The sequence below is a fragment of the Bacillus cereus group sp. BfR-BA-01331 genome (assembly GCF_022663915.1).
Taxonomy (GTDB): domain Bacteria; phylum Bacillota; class Bacilli; order Bacillales; family Bacillaceae_G; genus Bacillus_A; species Bacillus_A mycoides.
This window is the reverse complement of sequence record NZ_JAKUGJ010000037.1, coordinates 1-23,442: the sequence shown is the minus strand read 5'-3', so window position 1 is coordinate 23,442 and position 23,442 is coordinate 1. Positions and strand designations below refer to the sequence as shown.

The following is a 23,442-nucleotide window of genomic DNA, read 5'->3' as shown; positions in this document are numbered from 1 at the left end:
ACTTTTATAACATCTATAACAGATAATAAAAAACTACGTGGAAAGACCGCATTTTGTATAAAAATATACGTTAAGTTGATGGATGTGGGGTCCCACCACATGCCCATCAATCTAACCTAGTAAATTACTAGATACGAAATGATTCTTGTTTCAAAACTAGCAAGTGATAAAAAAGTAGGCATGCTAAAGAAACCTATTAAAATGTGATTTTTTCGCTAGGCAGCTTGTCTATGCTTCACCGTCGTTTTATACACAATCCCTAGAATATCAAAGACGGTCATCTTCTTATATCGATGACATTTACGACCGTTCTTTTGGAGCAGCTGATAAAGGCGATGCAGAATTTTTAAAAGTTCTTCTGTGCCAACGGCTATCGCTTGAAACAGTAACGGAAAGTAATCTTTAATTATATAAAGCGCTTTGTATTCAATCAGCTCCTGTTTTTTCTTTCGAGCAGAAACTGTCAAATTTGAAACATGGTAAAAGAACAGAAAAGAATGCCGATGAGTTGTCAATATAAATGGCACTCTAGGCGTTTTCTTTTTATATTTTTACATTCATCAATTCCAAAGAATGATTTCCATCGTTTTACCAGGGGTTAGACCAAACATTATTTGTTTCATATCAAGCTGGATGTATTCAGTTTGCTTTTTTAACGTACTATTGTTAAAGTATTCTGGTTCAGGGTTCTTGATATAAGTGCGTGTATTCAACTTCAACCGCGAGATATAGTAAGCCTCTTCATCATGAATAATTTGTAAGTCTCCTAAATCGAATTAACCAAGATCACGTAAACACCAATTGCCTGCCTCTACGGTTCCAAGGCAGGTGGTACCCAAGTTTGAAGAGATTGGTGAACACAGCCATTCTCAAATTCATGCAAGGCATCAGTAACGCATCTTCATCCAATATAAAGTATTCCCCATTAGAACAGATCAAACCATCGATATTTAAATCTCCGAAAGATACTTGTCGGCTTGTAATAAAGTTTGACCCAAAATATCTTAAAATCCGCATTTTACGTTATACAGGAGGAATCCGTTTTGAAAAAAGTTAATCAAGATGGATTCTATGCTATTTAAAAAGTTTTCTATTTTATAAAAACATTCAATCAAAACCCACTTGGAATTACTTAATTTTACAGCATAAATATCTTAACCGTATTTTATATTCATTCAAAAGTTATGTTTATTAAAAACACCAATAAAGCTCATGATTTTGGGAATAATTTATATATTATTTTTACTGGTGAGTTTCAAATGCATTCTAAAAAGCACTTTGTAATGGAGTAAATCATTTGTTGTTAATAGCGAGAATTCTATCTCAATATATTTTTATTGACTGCAATTTTCTTTTGAATTATAGTAGTAATACTTATTACAACTATCATGGGAGGTTAACATGGAACATTTAATTAGTACATTTGAAGAAATTGGTTTTTCAAAAAATGAAGCAAAAGTGTATATGACGTTACTGAAAGAACCATCTATAAATGGATATGAAATTAGTAAAAAAAGTGGTGTACCACGTTCAATGGTTTATGCTATTATCTCAAAATTAGTAACTAAAGGAGCAATCACAGAGTTGCGAACCGAACCGCCAACCTATATACCATTGTCTGTTAAAAAGTTGATTATTAATCAAAAGAAGCAAACTGAGGAATCTCTTAGCTTTTTAGAAAATGAATTACAGACTATCGAAAAACCAGTAGAAGTTAATGTAATTAAGCATATCGAAGAACGTAAGCATATCATTCGTGCAATGCAAAAATTAATTGAGGAAGCAAATGAAGAAGTTTGGTTATCCGCATGGGAGGAGGAGTTAGGAGAATTACGTCCTTCTGCTGAATTGCAGCGTGAAAAGGGAATCCAAATGTATTCATTGTTATTTACGGAACAAGAAACACCATCTTTCGGGAATGCCTTTTATCATCGTCTATATGCAGGTGCTTTTGAGGAACAGAGGATGGGACAAAGATTAACAATTGTTATTCAGGATAATCAAGAAGTTTTAATTGCAAGCTTTATTGATGGTCAAATTCCACTTGCTATTCAAACTACTGATCCAATGGTGGTTTTATTAGCTAAGGAGTATATTCGACACGATATGATGATGAAAGTTGTTGGAGATCATTTTGGTAAAGATCAGATTGACTCATTATGGAAAGGTAATGACTTATTGACTTATATTGTTCAAAATGTGAAGAAATGAGGTTAGTTTACTATGTATGTAGAAGTGTTTTTTCTTGGGCTACTAATTGCTTTATCACCAGGACCTGATTTTGTAATAGTTATGAAAAATAGCTTAGGTATCGGTAGGAATCACGGTATAGCTACAGCACTAGGTATTGCCAGCGCATTAATTATTCATGTAGCTTATACGGTTTTAGGATTTACTATCATATTAGAAAAATGGCCAGTTATTTTTAACTTCATTAAGCTTTTAGGTGCTATCTATTTATTATGGTTAGGTTGGAAAGGTATTCGTTCGAAAGCAGTTCCAGAAAGTTCTAATGAATTATATGTAGAACAAAGTCCAAAACGCTCTTTAGTTCAGGGATTCCGTGAAGGCTTTTTGTGCAATCTATTAAACCCAAAAGCTCCATTGTTCTTTTTAAGTGTATTTTCACAATTCATTGGACATAACACACCAAATTGGGTGCGTTGGATATATGGTGGTGAAATTATAATTGTAGTGGGCATTTGGTTTACTTTGTTAGCAATACTAATTTCAAATAATTACTTTAAAAAAATCTATCAAAACAATATGCATTGGTTTGATCGTGGTTTAGGCATTGTCTTAATTATATTTGCATTTACTATTGGAATTACTGCATTTTCTATCTAAAAGGAGTTAAATAAAATGACAATATTACTATATGAAGAGAATAGTTATTTAAAAGAATGTGAAGCAGAAATCATGTCAATTGATGGAAGATTTATTGTATTAAATCAAACCATTTTTTATCCTGGTGGTGGTGGACAACCTTGTGACCTTGGGATAATTCAGCAAGGAAATGAAATATATGAAGTGTTAAAAGTAAAAAAAGTAGAGAATGAAATAATTCATGAACTTAATCGTCCACTACTTGATTCACAACAAGGAGTTACACTACAAATCGATTGGGATTGGCGTTTTCAAAATATGCGTTATCATACATTATTACATGTAATTTCAGGGTATTTATATAAACATTACAATGCTTTAGCTACTAGTAGTCAAATCGAAAGGGATCATGCAAGATTAGAGTTAGCATTTTCACCAGAAATCATAGAAGATATCCCCTTTGAGGAACTAGAACAATCTTTAAAGAATTTATTAACGATATCGCATGATGTTTACACAAAAATAATTGATAGAGAAGAAGCAGAGCAAAGAGATGGAATCATTAAAACAGTTATCAGCTTACTTCCATCATTGCTTAATAAAATTCGACTCGTTCAAATAAATGACATTGATGAACAGGCTTGTGGAGGAACGCACGTTAACAACACAACTGAAATCGGGAATTTTTCGATCATTAAAATCCAAAACAAAGGTGCTAAGAAAAAAAGGATTAAAATTGAACTTCACTAAGATGAACTTCTGATTTCTTTACAATTTGAATTTTATTTTAATAGGTACTCATTTAACCTGCCCATCAACTTAAGAATTTAGAACTCCCCAAAAAAATTATGAGTTTTTTGTTACAAGTTATCACGAAATTTTCGTTTTTTGGGTAGTTTTATTTTCTTAGCTTGATTGCGATGTGGTGGTACCCCATTAAGAAGGAAGTATTAATGTACATGGACAAAAATTAACGAAATAAAAATTTGAACCTTCAAAATGTTAATAAATTCGACTTCTCTTAGATTGATTATACGTGGAACAAACTACTTTAAAATTAAACGTATGAAAATGAAATGAGAGGAGTAATCAAATGACGCATATTTCATTTTTAATAGCCGATGATAAGGTGGAATTACAATTAAGGTGCATATTCGTAGTTTACGAAAAAAACTTGGAGAAGAGAAAAAAGAAAAAGTTGATAAAGATGATATGGAGGGTAGGCTATGCTTTCAATGGCTAAAATCATGAGGAGCTTTCGTTTTAAAATGTTTATTTTATTTGCACTAAGTATGGTACTAGCAACAGGTGGAACATATTTGATGTATAAAGTAGCACTCTATTATAAAACGATGGTACTTCAGATAGATCCTTTAAATCAATTTAGGTCAACAGGAAGAGCATTTGGAGATATTTATTTGTTTGTGTGTCCTTTTATCGTATTATCTATTTTATTCTTTTCCTTTTTAACAAGACCATATTTAAAGTATTTTAATAAAATTTCTAACGGTATTCAGTATCTTGCTAATGGAAATTTTACAAATAAAGTTCAGATTTTATCAAATGATGAATTTGGAGATATTGCGCGTGAAATAAATATAGCAAGTAAAAAGTTAAAAGAGGCAATTGAAAGAGGAGACTTTGAAGAAAATAGTAAAAATCAGCTAATTGTTAATTTGGCCCATGATTTAAGAACGCCGTTAACTTCTGTTTTAGGTTATCTAGATTTAACCCTTAAAGATGGAAACCTGACGAAGGAACAGATTAAACGTAGTTTTACGATTGCATTTACGAAATCGCTACGACTTGAAAGATTAATTGATGAGTTACTTGATACTACTCGAATGAATTCTGGCATGCTAAAGCTAGATGAAAAAATAGTTAATATAAATGAGTTGCTAATACGGTTACATGAAGAATTGTATCCGCTATTAAAGAAGCATCTATTAGAAGTTAGATTGAATGTTGATCTTCATTTATATATTAACGGTGACCAGAATTTATTAAACCGAGTATTTGAAAATCTTTTAACAAATGCAATTCGATATGGAGATAGTGGATATTTTGTTGATATGAATGGATATATTGATAATGGAGAGGTTATCGTACAAATTATTAATTATGGAGAGAGGATTCCAGAAGAAGATTTACCCTATCTTTTTGATAGACTTTATACAGGTGATAAAGCAAGAACAGAGCAGAGAGGCGGGACGGGTCTTGGGTTATTCATTGCAAAAAATATTGTCGAGCAACATAATGGGACAATCTCTGTTGCAAGTAATGCAGCAAGAACAATATTTGAAGTAAGATTTTCAAAAGAAGAGAAATTAAAAATTTAATAAAAATTTTATATTTACCCCACTTTTTATTTAAATAGTTTTTTCTATCCTATAGGTATATAAGGGAAAGAAGGAACTGGAAATGAAAAATTGGGTTTTTTTTATATTGTACATGGTATGTGGTGAAATCTATTTATCACTGCTATGTTGAAACGAAGCAAATGTTGCAGGATTGAGAAAGGGAGAACAAATTATCTCAAAACCTGAAAAAGGCTTAAAGGATGTTATGGAGGTTGTCGCCCAATGATTCACTTAAAAGGTATCACGAAATCTTACAAAAGAATGCAGATTCCGTTCAAATACTACACGGAATTAACATAATGCTAAACCAAGGAGAATTTCCATCAATGATGGGACCATCTGGTGGTTAAAACAGTGTGTCGCTGTAGCACGTGCGATTGTAAATAACTTGGAATTCATTTTAGCGGAGAAACCAACGGCAGCACTTGATACGAAAATACGTACTCAAATTATGGACCTCTTAAGGATCGACAATCATTATGGTTAGCCATAATGATGAAATTGTAATACGTGTTGGAAATATGGTTCAAGATTGGAGGGATTGAATATAAATACAAATGAAAATATAAGGATGGCTATATCGTCTATCTTTGCACATAAAATGAGATCCGTTTTAACGATGTTAGGAATTATTATTGGAATCAGTGCAATTATTACGATTATAGCAATGGGGGATGGAAATACTGCAAAGATGCAAAAAGATCTTACAGAGAGCAGCCATATGGATGAAATCAATATAAATTATTTCAATCCTGATTCTCCAACAGAAAAAGCTAAAATTACACCGGATATGGTGAAGCAATTGCAAGTGATACAAGGTGTTACAGACGTGTATCCAAAGAAACAAATGGACGTAAAAACATATAGCGGTCCAAAGGCTGTTTCGTTTAATTTAAACGTGGGAACAGGTAATTTTATGCAGGACTATAAACTTAAAATGGTATATGGGCGTGAATTAACAGGGGATGAACTGAAAAAACCAATTCCTGTTGTGGTTCTCAGTGAAGCTTTATTTACAAAAATATTTGATACTTGGAAAGATGATTTGTATATAGATATAAGAGGGAAGCCATATAAAATTGTAGGGGTATATAAATATGCAGATAATTTTAAGCGATCGTTTAAAATATACGATGGATATACGGCAATTGACAATGCATCATTGATTTCAGGCGTCGAGGAATATGATGCAGTGAAAATGAAGCTATCTTCTCCCCACGAGCGAGAAACTGTAGAAAAACAAGCTTTATCTGTACTAAACAGTTTGAAATCACCGGAAGTGGAGTATTCGTTTACAGTAGCAGATGATACAAAAGAGTATAGTCAAGGTCTGGAAGATTCAATGAGAACGATGAAAATAGTATTTGCTAGTATTGCTGGAATTTCTTTAATTGTAGGTGGTATTGGTGTCATGAACATCATGCTTGTATCGGTTACAGAGCGTACACGTGAAATAGGTGTTCGAAAGGCACTTGGTGCAACAAGAGGAAAAATATTAATGCAATTTCTCATTGAATCCTGCATCTTAACTGGATTGGGTGGAGGAATTGGTTTTGGTTTAGGCATTTTCTTTGCTTGGATAGCTGCATCTATTGGTGGATGGCCGGTCATTATCTCCGTAGATCTTGGCTTACTATCTGTTGGAATATCTATGTTAATCGGTATTTTCTTTGGTATACTTCCTGCTAATAAAGCAGCTAAATTAGATCCAATTGAGTGTTTACGGTATGAATAAGAAGGATGGAAGATTTAATTTAATAGTAAAACCCTCTAACAGAAGAGTGGATGCTCCCATGAGTATCGACTCTTTTGTTAAATAAGGGATTTATTACGTGTACATTGAGTAAAGATTATTAATTCTGTATCAAATTAAATGGTTTACGAGGGAAATTCTATGAAAAAATGATGTGTTCACCTCATGCCTAAGACGGACTAAAGTGTGGTATGTGATTTCACGTATCGTGAAATCTGTAAAAAGAAAGTTGGTAAAATGTTATTTTACCGAAATATTGATATATAAATATTCATGGAGGTTAAGATAAATGACTTTATTTGAAATAGCTAAACGTAATATATGGCGTAATTTAAAAGAGTATTTACTCTATTTTGTAGCTCTAACTTCGAGTATGGTTATTTATTTTATATTTGCATCACTCCGATATAATAATCAAATAAAAAAAGAAATGATTACTAATGTGACGATTAATAACGTTCTTCAATCGTCAAAAGTGATTCTTATTATTTTCATAGCCATATTTATTGTTTATTCTACTAATTTTTTTATAAGGAAACGTAAAAAAGAGCTAGGATTATATTCTTTACTAGGTATACCTAAAAAACAAATTGGTACGATGTTATTTTGTGAAACTATGATAATGGGAGGTGCAGCTCTTGTAATCGGAATACTGATTGGCAGCATGAGCTTTAAGTTATTCTTGGAACTGTTAATGAGTATGATGAAGTTAAACACACCAATTCGTTTTGAGATGTCTATAAAAGCAATAATAGACACTTTTACCGTTTTTTCAGTTATTTTATTATATACAGCATGGAACAACTCACGCTTAATTTATCAATTCCAATTAATTGAATTGTTTCAAGCAAATCATAAAGGAGAAAGTATGCCGAAGGGATCTAAAATTTTGGCGTATATAGCCCTTATGTTAATTGGATTAGGCTATTTCTTAGCAGCTTTTTTTCATGAAGCCATAAATTATGTAAAGGATGCTATGCCCCCAATTGTAATCCCGTTTTTCATTTTGTTTACAACCGTTATAGGGACATACTTTTTATATACATTTTATACAGTCATTTTAATAAAGAAAATTAAAAAGAAAATAAAAATACTCTATAATGGTATGAACATGTTAAATATTTCACAACTATTATATCAAGTAAAAGGAAATGCTAAATTACTTGCAACAATTGCTATATTAAGCGCCACAGCTTTAACAGCGATTAGTACAGTTGTAACGGGGTATTATTATGGACAATCTGAAACCAAGAACAATGCACCGTACAGTTTTTCATATAAAAAACAAGATGATGAAATGGAAAAGCGTATACAGGCTGTTTTTGAGGATAATAAGAAAAAAAATGCTATTATTCGTGATTTTGATGTAGAAATGTTAACAATTAAGGGAGAGAGTCAGGCGAGAGAAGGAAATACAAGTGTACCAAATTCCCAATATAAATTAACAAATGAATTTCAGCTTATGTCACAATCAAATTTTAATTTGAATGCTCAAAATATGGGGGTGAAAAAAGTTGATTTAAATACAGGGGAAGTATTTATATATAGTCCAGAAAATGATAAGCATCTTAATAATGGTAATATAGTTCAATTACCTATTGAAACGGAACAAAGAACATCAGTAATTAAGGGAATCAGAAATTATAGACTTACTAATTTAGGAGAATTGGTTGTAATTGTACCTGATTATCTCTATAAAATTGTTATGCAAACACAACAGACACATATTGTGAAAAATGTTGATGTAACTCAGCAAGAGGATAGTAAAGAATTGACTGAGAGTTTAGTAAAGCTAATGCCCAACGGTGAAAATTCGACAATTAGTACTTTTTATAAAATATATATAGATTTTATGAATATATATGGATTGACGTTTTTTATTGGTAGCTTTTTAGGGCTAATATTTGTACTGGCAACGGGTTCTATTATCTACTATAAACAATTATCTGAGGCATATGCTAATCAGGGATATTACGAGACTATTCGTAAGATAGGTGTTACAAAAAAAGAATTAAGAAGGTCCATTTCGAAAAAAGTTAGCTTTAGTTTTATTTCACCTGTGATAGTTGGACTTGTTCATAGCTTGTTTGCTATACCAGTAATAATCAATATGCCTATATATAATATTTTTACTCCTATTCTAATTAGTAGTGGTGCATATTGCATAATTTATTTGGGTTATTATGTACTAACTGTTTATTCGTATTTTAAAATTGTGTATAAATATTAACTAATATATTTTTAATTATGTTAAATCATCAAACTAAATTTAAATACGTTGGAGATGAATCTATAAGAGGCTTTTAGGTGTTAAAAAATCCAGAATCGTATTGTAAATCATAGAAAGTTGGTAAGCAGTGAAGGGGGAAAGCCAGGAATTGATAGTGTAATCTAACTAATCGAGCGAGAATTTGGCCCACAGATTGCTCATTATATTGAAGGGATCTTTGAGTTTGAGCGTAGAGGAACTGTATGGAATAATACTGTATCAAAGCCTTTTGAAATGATAAAACCATATATATTAACGGAACATTTATATGTTTGATTTTGAAAAAAGCAACTAGTTTAATATTAATCTAGTTGCTTTTCTACTTGTTATTTTGATTGGTTTCAGTAAGGTCACCCTCCATTCAAGATATAAAGAAAAATAATGAACCTCTAATATGATATTCTCTTCCAATCAACTTGCTAATAACAAATTGGTTGAATCTCTTCTATATAATAGAATTTTGTTTATTAATTTTGTACAATTTTATACTGCACCGGCACCAAATACTGAATGATGAGGTATTAATCGTCTAGTTTATAGACAATCCAACTTACTATTCCAATTAAAATACAGCATAATGGAAGTATTTGATCTTGTAATGTATACAATATACTCATATCTCCCTTTGTGAGTATAAGAAATGTTACTATAAAAGCTGTGCAGGTTGTGAATATCCTAAATCTGTTAAGTTCACACCTCCATAAAATTACAATAGACATTAAGGGCATTAGTACTTCTATAGTAGAAGCCAACAGAGAAGCTATTTCTTCTTCCATTAACATTTGTCTTAGAAGAATTGACATACTGTATACAGTACATGCCATTAATATTAGAAAAAGAAATAACTTACTAGTATCCTCCAAATAAGAATTTTTTTCTTTTTAATCCATAATAAAACCAATAATATAATTGTTATCGAACCATAACGAACTATTGAAAAATAAAACACATCTATATATTCTAATTCATAATATGAGAATGGAAACAGTGCTTCCCAAAGAATACCCAGTAGTAAAGAAACCAACATAATAAATAACATTCTGTGTTGTTTCATCCTTAGCCTTCTTTCTAGATTGAGTATATAAAAATAACAATATTATTATGAATTTTAAAATACTGAATATAGGTTCGTAAAATAATTCTAAAAAATGATACGTATCATTTTTAATGATGGATATTAAAAAATCACAAAAGAAATCGAATGGTATCCGTTAAGATCCTTGGATTTCTCTCTAATTGCACTATATATTTCTAAATCTGTCGTTGTTGTTTTTAGAATCTTGTCGGTTATTTTGGAGAACTTAGGACTTTTGTTATAAAAATATTATCATTTATAGACGTTTACTATAAACTCTGTATATTTACTATGAATTTTCTCATAGTAAGTGATAAAGCCATATCCTTATTTCTAACAAATATTGTTTCGATTTTCCCATATTCCCCAGGTATTTCATGAGAATAAATATTAGGAATGTTTGTAAAAAACGTTAGAGCTGTAACTGGAAGAACCGTAATGCCTAGACCCAGTGATACGCTATGTAAAATCATTTCTAACATATTAAACTCCATAATTTTCTTAAGAAGAATTCCCTCATCTTTCAACCATTTTTCTAAAACAAAGCGATACCCACATCCGGGACTAAACACTAAAAATGTTTCATTTTTTAAATCTTGTATATCAAATGTAGGACGATTTGAAAATAATACAAGTGTCTTCGTACTTACCTTATATTGCTCTAAGGAAGAATCTTGAATCGGACTTGTTACAAAAGCACCATCTAGCTTAAATTCTAGGATGTCTATGATCAAACGTTGACTTACATCAGTTTTTAAAGAGATATCTACATTAGGAAATTGTTTATGATAGCTGGCCAAAATGGTTGGTAAGGGATGAACAGTATCTACAGTTCCAATATTGAGAAGACCAGTGGGATTATTTTCATCTATAAACGTATTTTGCAATTCTTCGAATTCTTTTAACAATTTATTAACTTTTTCAAGAAATATTTGTCCATCACCAGTTAATGTGATACCCCGAGCATGTCGATAAAACAAAACTGTATTTAGCTCTTGTTCTAGTAGCTTAATACGTGCTGTTACATTTGACTGCACATAATTAAGGCTTCGTGCTGCTGCGGTAATATTTTGAACTCTTGCTACGGTTTGAAAAATTTTTAAGTCTCGAAAATCCAACGTTCTCTCCACCTTTATATGTTATTGTGATCATTTTGAATGATGTGTTCCATTATTTTTAACAATTTTTCATAATACGATTGATAAGTATAGAATGTACTAAAGATAGATGTTTAACTCTTAACTGTAAAAATAGCTTTAGTACATAGAAACTATGGGGGTCTCAATGTACTAAAACTCAAATTTACTAATACATTTACACTTTAAAGAGCTTAAACTTTAAATAATGACGGCTATTTGTTTTGAATTTTTCTTGAATTACATTATTACTTATGACAATATCTTTAATCAATTTATAGCTTTTATTCCTTATATTTAAAAATATAAATTTATAAAATAAACAGATTTAAATAAAAATTCTACTTGTTAAACATTTATTTTTCACATGAATTTACACCCTGAATTTTTTCTTGAAATATACATCTTTATATAATCTTTATATAAAATTTATGTTGTTTTCTGTTACATATGTTTTTATCTAGTGAGTATGGAAATTTTATTATTGGAAAATTTTCAAATAGTTATTGTAGACATAATGTAAATGCGGGGGGAAATACTTTTGGGTTATGTGATGGGGATTTTTAGGGATATTAGTTCAATGTATTGAGTATTAAAAGGAGATTAATATGAAGCAATCAAAAGCAAAAACATTACAAAAAAACAAGGTATCTATAAGGTTAAATATATTATTTTTGTGCATTTTTTTATCATTTTCAGCAATTATCATTCGTCTTGGAAAAGTACAAATTGTTGACGGAGAGGGTTATAAGAATGCAGTTGAAAAGCAAGAAAATACGACGGTTAGTATTCCTGTTCCACGTGGACAAATTTTTGATAGGGAAGGTGAGAAGGTGGTTAATAATACTGCTGTTCGTACCATTTCGTATACAAAGGGGAAGGATATCACTTCTGAAGAAATTTTAAAAATAGCAAAAAAGCTCTCCAAAATACTTGAGATATCAGAAGAAGATATAAATAGATTGACTGAAACAGACAAAAAAGATTACTGGATGCAGTTAAATAAGGAAAAAGCGAAAAAAAAGATTACAAAAGAAGATGAAGAAAATTTACGTAAACAAAATATTGAAGGAAAAGAATTTGATAAGAAAATAGATGAATTGAGACGAGGACGCGTCACAGCAGAGGAATTGAATGAATTAAGTCCACAAGACCTAAAGATATTAGCTATTAAAGGGAGAATGAATTCAGGTTATAAAATGACACCACAAATTATAAAGAAAAATGTATCTGAGAAAGAATACGCTACAATTAGTGAAAACTTATCAGAATTTCCAGGGATTGATGCAACTATTGACTGGGAACGTAATTATGTAAATGGTGAATTATTCCGTTCTGTACTAGGTAATATAACAAGTACTGAAGAGGGGCTTCCAAAAGAAAATTTAGATTACTATTTAGTTCGTGATTACAATCGCAATGATCGTATTGGAAAGAGTTATATCGAGCAACGATATGAAGATGTACTACATGGAACTAAGGCAGAAGTTAAGAATGTTACTGATAGAAAAGGGAATGTTATTCAAACGGAAACGATCACTAAAGGGAAAAGTGGCAATAATTTAATTATGACAATTGATATGAAATTACAGAAGGCGGTAGAAGAAATTCTTGAAAAGCAATTAAAAGCTTATAAGGGGTCAGAGCCTCTTTTAGATCGGGCATTTGTAGTGATGATGAATCCGAATACTGGAGAAATATTATCTATGGCGGGTAAAAAATTAGGAAAGAAAGACGGGAACATAGAAATAGCTGATTATGCTTTAGGTACGATGACGAGCTCATATGAGCTTGGATCAACTGTAAAAGGTGCCACAGTGTTAGCGGGATTTGAAACGAAGGCTATTACACCTGGTACAAACTTTAATGATGCGCCTATGAAGTTTAAAGGGACTAAGGAGAAGAAATCTTGGAAAGATTTTGGAATTGTTGATGATTTAAGAGCCTTACAAGTTTCTTCTAACGTCTATATGTTTAATACGGCATTAAAAATAGCAGGAATAGATTACGTGCCAAATAGCTCATTAGATATAAAGGCAAGTGCATTTGAAAAAATGAGATATTATTTTGGGCAATTCGGATTAGGGGTTCCAACTGGAATTGATCTCCCAAACGAAACATCTGGAATAATGAAAAAAGAAAATTATCAACCAGGTTTCTTGCTAGACTTAGCTATCGGACAGTACGATACGTATACTCCTTTACAACTTGCACAGTATGTTTCTACTATTGCAAATGGAGGAAATCGATTGAAACCACAAATTTTGAGGGAAATTAGAGAACAAACTACAAAAACTGAAGACATTGGTAAAATTGTGAAATCAATGGAACCAGTTGTATTGAACCATGTAGATATGAAAAAAGAATATATAGATCGAGTAAAGGAAGGGTTTAGACGTGTATTTCAAGAAGGTGACGGAACTGGTGTGAGTACTTTCAAAAACCTTCCTTATAAGCCTGCTGGTAAAACTGGAACAGCACAAACAGTTTATGGAGGTGATGATAATAGTGTTGGTAAGGATCAGGAAGGCAATCGTGTTCGTTGTTATAATTTAACTTTAACAGGGTACGCTCCATATGATAAACCAGAGGTGGCATTTTCTGTTGTTGTCCCATGGATAATTAATGACAAAGGCAATAAAGTTAATTCAATAATTGGTAAAGAGGTTTTAGATGCGTATTTTAATTTAAAAAATAATCAGGGGAAGTATGCAAACTAAAACTATGTAATAAGGAAGTAGAACTAAATTGACTTAAGGCAGTAATCTGAATGAATACTGTAGAAAGACATGGAATTGGGAACTATTTTTATAGTATGAAATAACTTGATAGCGATGGGGGCCGTAGCTATCAAGTTACAACTTTAAAGCCCCCTAAATGGAAAAGCTGTGTTTTTTGTGGCACCGAATTTCATATTTATCGTTTTGGGAAACTTGTTTTGCTAGATTTTCAGGCATAGAGTGGGGCCACTATTTATAATGATTTATTACTTATATAAAAATATTTAGTGTGAATGAAAAATTTATCTATCATTTTTTATGTGTCGTTTATTAAAAGTCTAAATTAGATCAATTAATTGCGATAAAATCTGGTCAAAAATAATGGGATTTTAAGAATAATAAGGTACATTAGTCAATAATTTTAGTTTAAAATCTATTGACTTTGGTGTGAACGGGGGAAGATTGATGAACAACAATAGAATAAATGAGTCAGTTGAAGAAGCTGATGAAAAAAGAGTAAGATCAAGCAAATGTTTTACAAATTGGAATCTTATTGCAGTGGGTGGTGGTATAATCACACTTCTCATTGGGGGCATGATTTATTATCAGGCAACCCACTTCAATTCGAATGTTACAATTAACGACACAAAAGTCGGTGGTCTGAGCGCTGATCAGGCAATACAGAAATTAAAAATATCTGGACTAGCAAACAAAGTCTATGTAGACCAACAACAAATTTTAGATGAAAAAGATACAAAAATGGAACTTGCAGAAAAAGATTTGCCTCAAATTAAGAAACTATTAAAAAGCCAGTGGACACTTTTCCCTTCCTCAAAGGAAAAGAATTATTCATTGTTACCAGAAAAGGCAGATCAATATCGTAGTAAAACGATGAAAAAACTTGTAGAAGAAAAGCTCATCTCTATGAATAAAAAATTAAAAGCGCCTCAAGATGCTATGGCGAAGCTCGAACAAGGCAAAGTTGTTATCTCCAATAGTGTTGAAGGAAAACAGTATGACATTACGAGTTTACTGAAAGATTACGACAAGCAGAAGCATAGAAGCGAAATTCATTTGAAGTCTGCATACATACAGCCTATCAAAGAAGACGATCCGATTATCCAAAAAGAGGAGAAAGCACTACAAAATCTTCTTCAGCAGTCCGTTGATTATAAAGTGCAGAATGAAGTCTATCCTTTAAAAGCAAAAGATTTAATTCAAAATGCCTCTATGCCCAAGGATATGAAAGTTACAATCGATGTGAGCAATATTAAGAACAAGGTTACTGAAATTAACAATGCTAAATCAACATTAAATAAAGATTTTACATTTAAAACTCATTCTGGGGCGGTCATATCAGTAAAAGGACAAGGCTATGGCTGGGCACTAGATGTTGAAAAAGAGACAAAACAAATTCAACAAGGCTTTGAGAAAGGCGAAAAATCAATTTCTGCTTCTAATATTCATGGGAATGGTTGGAAGAAGGAAGGGGTCGGTTATGAAACAACATCGAATAATGGCATCGGAGACACGTATGCGGAAATTTCAATTGCAGAGCAACAAATTTGGATTTACAAGGATGGAAATTTAGCGGTTACAACAAATGTAGTAACAGGGAAACATAGCACGAGTGAAGATACTTCACCAGGTGTGTGGTACGTTCTGTACAAACGATCACCGTACACACTAAAAGGCAGCGCAGTAGGTAAAGGTGATTATGCAGTTAAGGTAGATTACTGGGTTCCATTCACAAATAGCGGTCAAGGATTCCATGATGCTGGCTGGCGAACAAACTGGGCAAATAATGCCTATTTAACAGGAGGGTCGGGAGGATGTGTTAATCTTTCTCCTAGTATTGCAAAAAATGTGTATGATAATTTAAGCACTTATGAACCGGTTATCGTGTACTAGTAAATATCAATCTCGTGTGAGGCGATGTATGTATTAAGAAATTAGATTTATAAAAGAATCAGTGGAATCAATATGGAGGATGGGATGGAACTTTAATTAGCTAGAATACTACGAATCATATAGAAAAAGTTGAACAAGCAAATAATCAACACAAAAATAATGCTGATGTATGGATTTGGTCTACATTAGATGAGTCAACGTTTCGTTTATGTATGACTTTTGAATCGGTACTTTTGTATTCAATCCAGATATGAAAAGTATACCGTGTGAATGTTAAACATATTAAGCAAACTACATTATTGTACGTAGGCGAATTTTTTCTTATAAATTGTAGGAGTTTCCCTTGCATTTTTTCCTAGTTTCTGAATTCATGATGTGTGATGAAATGGTTCAATGTATAGTTATGGTAAATTTTGTATGTCGATAGCGCGATTGGTTACACATATGATTAACACGTGTAAGAGTCGTCTTTATATAATCTTGATATAAATTTTACTTTGTCTTTCTATAAATATGATTTTATATAGATATGAACAAATTAAACTCTTCTTAGAAAGTAATAAGGAGAGATACTCATGAATAAAATTAGAACGGCAACATTCTGTTTATTCACTCTAGTGGTTTTAGGTACAAGTATTGAGATGTCAAATAATGACAGCCCTACAATTACTAATAAACAACGTGCCTTAGCAAATGAAGTGAAACAAAAATTTGAATTAGAAGAAAAGAGTAATGTATCTGTAGAATCCGCCAATGAAGTGGTAGTTAAAAATGAAAATGTACCTATAGAACAAGAGAAAGATATTGCAAGGCCATTGGATGTTCCACTGATTTTACAAAAGCCAGAATTGATGCGTGGTTGTGAAGTAACGAGCCTTGCAATGGTACTACAGTTTTCAGGGGCGCAAGTCGACAAGATGGAGCTAGCCTCAAAAATAAAACATGTACCATTTCAGAGGAATGGTTTGAAGGGGAATATGCATAAGGGGTTTATCGGGAATATAGCTACTTTTGATGAACCTGGATTAGGTGTTTATGTGGAACCGATTTTAAAATTGGCAAAGTTATATGTCCCAGAAGAGAAAGTGAAGGATTTAAGCCACAAAGAACCTCAGCAAATTTATGAAGCCATAGATCAAGGACTCCCTGTATGGGTATTAACAAATGCTCGATTTAAACTGTTACCCAATGATCAATTTTATACATGGAGAACAGATGAAGGGGAAATGCAAGTGACATATCACCAGCATAGTGTCGTAGTGACAAATTATGATGATCAATATGTATATATTAACGATCCGCTAGAGACAGAGAAACATATAGCAATTAATCGAGATGATTTTGAACAATCATGGGTTCAAATGGGGAGGCAAGCCATGACCATTTCCATATAGATAAGCATAGATTGGATGAGAATTAAATGAAAAAAGTGTTGATTATTGAAGATGAAAAAATCATAAGAGAGGCGGTAGCACAATATTTCTCTCATGATGGATATGAAGTAATAACAGCGGAGGATAGCCGAATAGGATTAGAATTATTTACTGCACATGATGATATCAATTTAATCATATTAGATATTATGCTTCCAGTCATGGATGGATGGTCAGTGTGTAGACGTATTCGTAAGAACTCTACCGTTCCTATTATCCTATTAACAGCTCGAAGTGATGAGGATGATACATTACTTGGGTTTGAACTAGGAGCCGATGATTATGTAACAAAACCATTTAAACCAGCTATTTTACTAGCGAGAGCAAAGCGTTTATTCAAAGAGACAACTCAACTTGTACAATTCCAGGACTGCATTGATTTATGTGGTATTTATTTAGATAAATCGGCACGTTCTGTTTCTATAGATGGAAAAAAAGTAGATTTTACACATACAGAGTTTGAAATTTTACTATCGCTAATGCAGCATAAGGAGCAAGTATTGACAAGGGATACGTTAATAACGAACATTTGGGGATATGATTATGATGGAGATGATAAAACATTAACTGCACATATGCGTAATGTACGTGTGAAGCTAGGCGACAGAGCAAAGCATATTACAACTGTTGTTCGAACGGGCTATAAATTCGAGGTAGACAGATGATGAGAAAGAAAATAGTTTTTCAATTGTTTTTTCTAACGTTTTTATTATGCTGTATGATTATTGCTGTTATATTTTTTGGACAAATGTATGTTACAAAATACCTGTATATAGATAAGGAAAAAGAAAGTGTTCATAAACAATTACAACAGTACAGTAAATATTATGAGAAACATTCGCACGATGAGAAGAAAATGCAAAATATAGAAGAAACTTATGCGAATCAGTACGGCATTTTGATTGCAAGGCTAGATAAAGAAGCGAATATCAAAATGCTGCCATCAGGGGATTATTATTTGAAGGTGGTAGATAAAGAGACTCCAGAAAAGACTTCTAAAGTTTTGTTTAATAATATTGTTAATGCAAAAGAATATATGGATCCTGATTTTAGTATCATCATAACGGGTTTCATTAATAAAATATCTACTGTGGCCGTCTTGAATGCGGCTAGTAAGGATTTAGGTAGGGAAATAATTATCCCAATGAGTATGAGAGTAAAAGGGTATGATACTAGTTTTGATTCTTCGATTTATCATCAGATAATTAAAAATATGTTCGATGGTACTAAAGAGGGTATTCACGTCATTAAAAATGATAGGAGGAATACGCTTTATTACTTAGATGGGGTTGTCAAAGAAATAAGTATGCCTAATTATTCAAACCCTGATGCTATTGAAACTTTGTATAACAATGATATTTTTGCGAAACGAATTTTAAATTTTCAAGCTGATTGGATAACCAATAAAGTAAAATTAGAGGATAGAGGTTGGACACAAAAAGAGATTCGTATTAATGATATACAATATATTGAAACAATACAACCCATTATAAAAAACGGTCAAGTACAAGAGATGGTATATACATTATCGTCTTTACAACCACTTACCAAAGCAGCCGATTTAATGAGTGATTATTATATATACGTTATTGCATTTGTATTGGTTCTATCACTTATAGTGTCTTTTTATTATTCAAGAATCATTACAAAACCATTATTAAAAATTAATGAAGCGACGAAAAAAATTATGAAATTCGAGTTTCAAGATCAACTTTCTATTAAATCAAAAAATGAAATAGGGGAACTATCCGCTAATATAAATCAGCTTTCAGATAGAATGGAAGGATATATCAATCAGTTGAAAGATGACTTAGAAAAAGAGAAGCAATTAGAACAGACAAGAAAAGATTTTATTGCGGGTGTTTCACATGAATTGAAAACACCACTTAGTGTCATGCAGGTATCGGCATCTATGCTGCAAGATGGGATTGCACCTGAAATGAATCAATACTATTGGGGAGCGTTGGAAAAAGAGATAGAGAAAATGAATGTAATGATTGATGAGATGCTTAATTTAGCTAAATATGAATCAGGAACGTATCAAATACAGATGGAGCAAGTTCATATAGGAAATTTGATTCAGCAGGCTGAAAAAGATTTACACGGTCAAATTGATGAAAAGTCACTGCAAATCAAAATGAATATTGATGATGTGCGTGTGAAGGGAAAAGCAAATTTATTGGAACAAGTTATAACGAATTTGTTTTCGAATGCAATTCATTATACAGATGCAAAACAAACAATTATGATAGATATACAAGAGGAAAAACATGCCGTATATATAGGATTTGAAAATAAAGGATCACATATTGCTGAAGAAAATATAGAGAAAATATGGGATCAATTCTATAGAGTGGATAAATCAAGAAAACGAGTATGCGGTGGCACGGGCCTTGGGCTCTCAATTGTAAAAAACATATTCGAATTGCATGCTGCAGAGTACGGTGTGACTAATACTGAGGATGGTGTATTGTTTTACTTCCGTTTAGAAAAGTGGGATCAAAGTAGTGAGTAAGGTGTGATGGTCTTGTCAAAGACCTTGCTATGATGTTAAAGGGATTTACATTTATATAGATTGTTTTAAGTACAAAGATGCGAAGTCTATTCTATGACTTCGCATCTTTGTTTTTAATTCAAATTTTGTGTGAGTTAGTTTAAATATTTATTTTTAGTAAATAATAAATAATTTTGTTTTACAATTTTAATTAAAATATGATTTGTTGTTCCATATGATATTCTGATACGGATTACTCCTACTCCTTTAACACCAGCAAAGGTAGAGTCATAGGTTACCTTAACAACATCACGCAATGAAATCACGATTTTCGCTAATTGCTATGAAATTATTAAGTCTACTTTTTTATCATTAATACCTACCATAATACCAAAACACTTCTATAATAATACAAGTATCTTTTTATCTGTTCATAAGAATTTTTCGATTGTTTTTAAGTGTTTACGAATATTATTGAGTTCTAAATGTTAATATCTATAGAGTTTCAAACAAATAGGAAGTTATGGGATCTTATCATTAAAAAAAATATGAAATAGAAAAAGTGTTATTTTAAAGAAATCTAGAGTTTTTAATACAATAGAAATTAAACTGAAAGGTTCCTTTAAATTATTATAAATCTTTTTTTGCATATATTTTCAGTGATATTATCATCGATATAAGGAGAATAGCTATTGAAATGAAACAAGGCACCCATACCATAATAAATAGATGGGAACGGAAGAGGGAGTGTAAAATTCAGATGGCTCAACTGAATTTCTTTTATAAGAGTAGGAGCTACAAAAGGTATCAAAAAGACAACAATAAAAGAAAAATACTGTAGCAAATATTATTAAAAATTAAAATGAATAGCGTTAATCGGTTTATTTGACGATTTACTCTCAGAAAGAGTACGTTTTCATTTTAATTAGCTTGTCACTACTTAAAGAAATACGTATATATTATGTATTTGAGGCTTTTTCACTCATATGTGCCTCCCTAAAAAGAGCACTTGTATACGGTTCTTTTTTTAAATTTTTTCAACATCCGGCAATTACAAAATAACCGATTCCTTGTACGATTTAGGAATCGGTTATTTATTTTATATTAGATGCTATTACTATTGAGCTAATTTTTCAATTGTAGGCATAACAGCAATTGGCGGTAATGATGCAGTCCAACCAACTGCATATACGTTTAATTTTTCACCTAATGTGTAATTTTCCCCACCTGAAACAGGAACTCGTAAAATCTTATTCTGAGAGACTAGATCCCACCAATCATTTTGGTAAGCGAGCGCTTCGTCTTTTGTAGAAGTTGCAGCAACCACTAAGTAATTCTTATCTACTGATATGACATATCCAGTAAAAGGCTCTTGCTCTTGGTTTTGAAGAGAATGAACAGGAGTATTGTTTGCAGAAATCTTAGTAGAGTCTGCAAAGGCTGGTGTTAATCCGAAAGTAAATCCACATCCTAAGGCTAAAGCTGTTACGGTTGTTACTAATTTTTGTTTTTTGTTAAACATAATATATATCCCCCTTATATTTTATCTCTACACTATCCACATTCCATTTGTATACATATAAAGCCTTTTAATATTAAGATATTTAACAAAGTTGTCACAATAATTCCATTAATGGTAATATTACCTATTAATAGGAGTTGTTTTATGTTATAATTCACTAGGTGAACTATTAGTGTTCCTTTCATCACTTGATGAATGTATGCCCTTCCTTAATTGTAAATATGTTTGATTTTATTGGTGGAGAGGGAGATATCCCTCTTCTTTTTTTATTTTTTTATGAATAAATATATATCCCCCTGTTATATAAAAATGTATAAAGTAAGTATTCTTTGTCCATTTTTTTGTCTGTTTTTCTTTAATCATAAGAGAATGTTATTCTCCTATAAAAATAGTAGAAAGTATCTATACTAAACATTAGCAATTTTTTGTAAGGATATTATCAATATACAATTCTTTTTAATGATGATAATTTGAATGTAAGCGATATAGTTGAAGAAATATAATTGTGAGAAATGCACCTTTGTTATTACAGATAATTGTATATTGGGTTTTTACTATAATTATTTAAGGAGGCATTTAAAAGATGAAACGATTTAGTCATTCCGTTATTATGAAAAAAATTGTGGGTGTTACATTAGCTAGTGCAATTGGCTTTAGTGTTTTCGGGACAAGTGCTCATGCTGCAGAGTATACAAATGATGTTGTCATAAATCAGCTGGTGAAAGTTGAAGATATGTCATTGAAACAATTACAAGAAGCAATCCAACAAAAAAATGATCCATTTATTAATCAAGTGAAAATATTTATAAATAAGCATTTTCAGGAAGCGGAATTTTTGTGGGGAAAAGTAAGTAATCCATTAAAAACTACTATCGTAGATTTATTAGTAGGTGATGAAAAAGACTATTCTAAGAAGGTAGATGCTGGACTTAAAAACCATTTCAAGGAAGTACCTGCTTTGTTGAAATTTTCTAGTCCTGGCTTTTTAAAAGATTTAATTAAATTACTAGATTATTTACCAGAGTAAATTGAAGAATAATTTGTTTTGGAATTAAGAAAAGAAATAATTATTACGTATTTGGTTGTTATGAAATAAAAGGGCATCATTCTAATTAGAATAATGCCCTGATTACGTTATTATATATTTAAGAATGTATTATCCCTTCGTATTTCCTTTTTTCGATTCCTCTTCCATAATTTCAGTTGCCTTTGCGGCCTTATCTTGATCCACATTTACCTGAAACTCATAATTCCAATCTCCTTTTGTTTTTCCTATTCTATCAATTTGTAATTTTATCTTAATAGACTCTGGCAAAACATAGGATTTAGAACCAAAAATTTGAATTACTCCTTCAGGTTTATCTATCATTCTATACATAACACCATTTTTATCCAAATCAGGAAGTTGAATAAATTCGGCTTCTTCTGTCGGATAAGCTTCTTGCGGCAATTCTTTTAAACTATTATCTTTTACATAATCCTTACCATGCTGAAGAAGTGAATCTAATTTTTTATTAGAAATATATTCTAACTGGGCAGAAGCGCCACTTTTAAAGAAACCCTCTTTGATTTGCGTTTTTGGATAATAACATTGAACTAACGCATCTGTTCGTTTAAGTGTAGCTCTTCACAATTACTTGATATTATATAGGTGAATAGAAAGATAAATTAAAATTTAGTTTCGTAGTTGTAAAAGGAGGTTATTTATATTATTTTCTTATAATTTTCCAAAAAGGAGAGTTTATGAAAAAGATTATTGTTTTTGTATTAACGATATTTATATTATTCTCAGGATTCGTAACACAAAGTTATGCGTTGTCAGATTCGCAATCTGCGGCAATACAAGCGTTGATAGATGATGCCTGTCGTATATCAGGTGTGCCGGGAATGTCAATCTCAATACTTGCTGATGATGAAGTGTTCTACTTTTCTTCAGGGTATGC

General features: G+C 31.6%; 16 protein-coding genes and 5 pseudogenes. 15 read left to right on the top strand and 6 right to left on the bottom strand.

The annotated features are described in order from the left end of the window. Positions 1–215 precede the first annotated feature (215 nt). Positions 216–836 (bottom strand): annotated as a pseudogene (locus MR155_RS28620) (transposase); the annotation flags it as partial. Positions 837–1,401: 565 nt separating this feature from the next. Between MR155_RS28620 and MR155_RS28615 the strand changes: the two are divergent. The 8 genes and pseudogenes from MR155_RS28615 (at position 1,402) to MR155_RS28580 (ending at position 9,169) form a co-directional block, all read left to right on the top strand. Next, positions 1,402–2,211: a TrmB family transcriptional regulator gene (locus MR155_RS28615; protein ID WP_242311791.1), complete on the top strand. Its 810-nt coding sequence runs from the start codon at positions 1,402–1,404 to the stop codon at positions 2,209–2,211. 12 nt (positions 2,212–2,223) lie between these two features. Further along, positions 2,224–2,847, top strand: a complete 624-nt coding sequence (locus tag MR155_RS28610; protein ID WP_098656180.1) for a LysE family translocator — start codon at positions 2,224–2,226, stop codon at positions 2,845–2,847. Between the two features lie 15 nt (positions 2,848–2,862). Beyond that, entirely contained in the window at positions 2,863–3,576 is a 714-nt protein-coding gene (locus tag MR155_RS28605) for an alanyl-tRNA editing protein (protein WP_242311790.1), read from the top strand. Between the two features lie 378 nt (positions 3,577–3,954). Then, a pseudogene (locus MR155_RS32310) lies at positions 3,955–4,069 on the top strand (winged helix-turn-helix domain-containing protein); the annotation flags it as partial. Beyond that, positions 4,062–5,165 (top strand): sensor histidine kinase, encoded by a 1,104-nt coding sequence (locus MR155_RS28600; RefSeq protein WP_242311789.1) that lies wholly within the window; start codon positions 4,062–4,064, stop codon positions 5,163–5,165. The pseudogene MR155_RS32310 and the gene MR155_RS28600, both read left to right, overlap by 8 nt. Positions 5,166–5,408: 243 nt before the next feature. Continuing rightward, positions 5,409–5,731, top strand: a pseudogene (locus MR155_RS28590) (hypothetical protein). 26 nt (positions 5,732–5,757) lie between these two features. Beyond that, a complete protein-coding gene (locus tag MR155_RS28585; RefSeq protein WP_277958784.1) occupies positions 5,758–6,921 on the top strand; it encodes an ABC transporter permease in 1,164 nt (387 codons plus the stop codon). Positions 6,922–7,228: 307 nt separating this feature from the next. After that, on the top strand, positions 7,229–9,169 hold the full coding sequence (locus MR155_RS28580; protein ID WP_242311788.1) for an ABC transporter permease: 1,941 nt from the start codon (positions 7,229–7,231) through the stop codon (positions 9,167–9,169). A 1,383-nt stretch (positions 9,170–10,552) separates the two neighbouring features. Here the strand turns inward: MR155_RS28580 and MR155_RS28575 are convergent. Further along, a complete protein-coding gene (locus tag MR155_RS28575) occupies positions 10,553–11,401 on the bottom strand; it encodes a LysR family transcriptional regulator (protein WP_242311787.1) in 849 nt (282 codons plus the stop codon). A gap of 626 nt (positions 11,402–12,027) precedes the next feature. Here MR155_RS28575 and MR155_RS28570 point away from each other — a divergent pair. From MR155_RS28570 to MR155_RS28550, 5 genes are all read left to right on the top strand, one after another. After that, positions 12,028–14,139, top strand: a complete 2,112-nt coding sequence (locus tag MR155_RS28570; protein WP_242311786.1) for a peptidoglycan D,D-transpeptidase FtsI family protein — start codon at positions 12,028–12,030, stop codon at positions 14,137–14,139. Between the two features lie 465 nt (positions 14,140–14,604). Next, positions 14,605–16,050, top strand: a complete 1,446-nt coding sequence (locus tag MR155_RS28565; protein ID WP_242311784.1) for a L,D-transpeptidase family protein — start codon at positions 14,605–14,607, stop codon at positions 16,048–16,050. Positions 16,051–16,625: 575 nt separating this feature from the next. Continuing rightward, entirely contained in the window at positions 16,626–17,444 is an 819-nt protein-coding gene (locus MR155_RS28560) for a C39 family peptidase (protein ID WP_242311782.1), read from the top strand. 26 nt (positions 17,445–17,470) lie between these two features. Further along, a complete protein-coding gene (locus tag MR155_RS28555) occupies positions 17,471–18,148 on the top strand; it encodes a response regulator transcription factor (protein ID WP_242311781.1) in 678 nt (225 codons plus the stop codon). Beyond that, positions 18,148–19,998 (top strand): sensor histidine kinase, encoded by a 1,851-nt coding sequence (locus MR155_RS28550; protein ID WP_242311780.1) that lies wholly within the window; start codon positions 18,148–18,150, stop codon positions 19,996–19,998. Before MR155_RS28555 ends, MR155_RS28550 begins: the two co-directional genes overlap by 1 nt. Positions 19,999–20,132: 134 nt before the next feature. Here the strand turns inward: MR155_RS28550 and MR155_RS32465 are convergent, their stop codons facing one another. The 3 genes and pseudogenes from MR155_RS32465 to MR155_RS28540 all read right to left on the bottom strand — a co-directional run bounded on the left by MR155_RS32465 (position 20,133) and on the right by MR155_RS28540 (position 21,499). Beyond that, positions 20,133–20,306: a SunI/YnzG family protein gene (locus MR155_RS32465; RefSeq protein ID WP_472927182.1), complete on the bottom strand. Its 174-nt coding sequence runs from the start codon at positions 20,304–20,306 to the stop codon at positions 20,133–20,135. A 301-nt stretch (positions 20,307–20,607) separates the two neighbouring features. Further along, a pseudogene (locus MR155_RS28545) lies at positions 20,608–20,806 on the bottom strand (ABC-2 transporter permease); the annotation flags it as partial. Between the two features lie 288 nt (positions 20,807–21,094). Further along, positions 21,095–21,499, bottom strand: a complete 405-nt coding sequence (locus MR155_RS28540; protein WP_098537574.1) for a DUF3221 domain-containing protein — start codon at positions 21,497–21,499, stop codon at positions 21,095–21,097. A gap of 583 nt (positions 21,500–22,082) precedes the next feature. Here MR155_RS28540 and MR155_RS28535 point away from each other — a divergent pair. Further along, the gene (locus MR155_RS28535) at positions 22,083–22,526 is read left to right on the top strand and encodes a hypothetical protein (RefSeq protein WP_242311779.1); all 444 of its coding nucleotides are present in this window, start codon (positions 22,083–22,085) and stop codon (positions 22,524–22,526) included. A gap of 129 nt (positions 22,527–22,655) precedes the next feature. Here the strand turns inward: MR155_RS28535 and MR155_RS28530 are convergent, their stop codons facing one another. Further along, positions 22,656–22,949 carry a hypothetical protein gene (locus MR155_RS28530; RefSeq protein WP_242311778.1) on the bottom strand — a complete coding sequence of 98 codons (294 nt, stop codon included), beginning with the start codon at positions 22,947–22,949 and terminating at the stop codon, positions 22,656–22,658. 293 nt (positions 22,950–23,242) lie between these two features. On the opposite strand from MR155_RS28530, the pseudogene MR155_RS28525 reads away from it, so the two are divergent. Beyond that, positions 23,243–23,442, top strand: a pseudogene (locus tag MR155_RS28525) (serine hydrolase domain-containing protein); the annotation flags it as partial.

Coding starts and splice junctions, on each gene's coding strand:
- MR155_RS28570 (WP_242311786.1), top strand. CDS start 12,028: ATGAAGCAATCAAAAGCAAAAACATTACAAAAAAACAAGGTATCTATA.
- MR155_RS28615 (WP_242311791.1), top strand. CDS start 1,402: ATGGAACATTTAATTAGTACATTTGAAGAAATTGGTTTTTCAAAAAAT.
- MR155_RS28600 (WP_242311789.1), top strand. CDS start 4,062: ATGGCTAAAATCATGAGGAGCTTTCGTTTTAAAATGTTTATTTTATTT.
- MR155_RS28605 (WP_242311790.1), top strand. CDS start 2,863: ATGACAATATTACTATATGAAGAGAATAGTTATTTAAAAGAATGTGAA.
- MR155_RS28540 (WP_098537574.1), bottom strand. CDS start 21,499: ATGTTTAACAAAAAACAAAAATTAGTAACAACCGTAACAGCTTTAGCC.
- MR155_RS28535 (WP_242311779.1), top strand. CDS start 22,083: ATGAAACGATTTAGTCATTCCGTTATTATGAAAAAAATTGTGGGTGTT.
- MR155_RS28550 (WP_242311780.1), top strand. CDS start 18,148: ATGAGAAAGAAAATAGTTTTTCAATTGTTTTTTCTAACGTTTTTATTA.
- MR155_RS28555 (WP_242311781.1), top strand. CDS start 17,471: ATGAAAAAAGTGTTGATTATTGAAGATGAAAAAATCATAAGAGAGGCG.
- MR155_RS28585 (WP_277958784.1), top strand. CDS start 5,758: ATGGCTATATCGTCTATCTTTGCACATAAAATGAGATCCGTTTTAACG.
- MR155_RS28565 (WP_242311784.1), top strand. CDS start 14,605: ATGAACAACAATAGAATAAATGAGTCAGTTGAAGAAGCTGATGAAAAA.
- MR155_RS28560 (WP_242311782.1), top strand. CDS start 16,626: ATGAATAAAATTAGAACGGCAACATTCTGTTTATTCACTCTAGTGGTT.
- MR155_RS28610 (WP_098656180.1), top strand. CDS start 2,224: ATGTATGTAGAAGTGTTTTTTCTTGGGCTACTAATTGCTTTATCACCA.
- MR155_RS28580 (WP_242311788.1), top strand. CDS start 7,229: ATGACTTTATTTGAAATAGCTAAACGTAATATATGGCGTAATTTAAAA.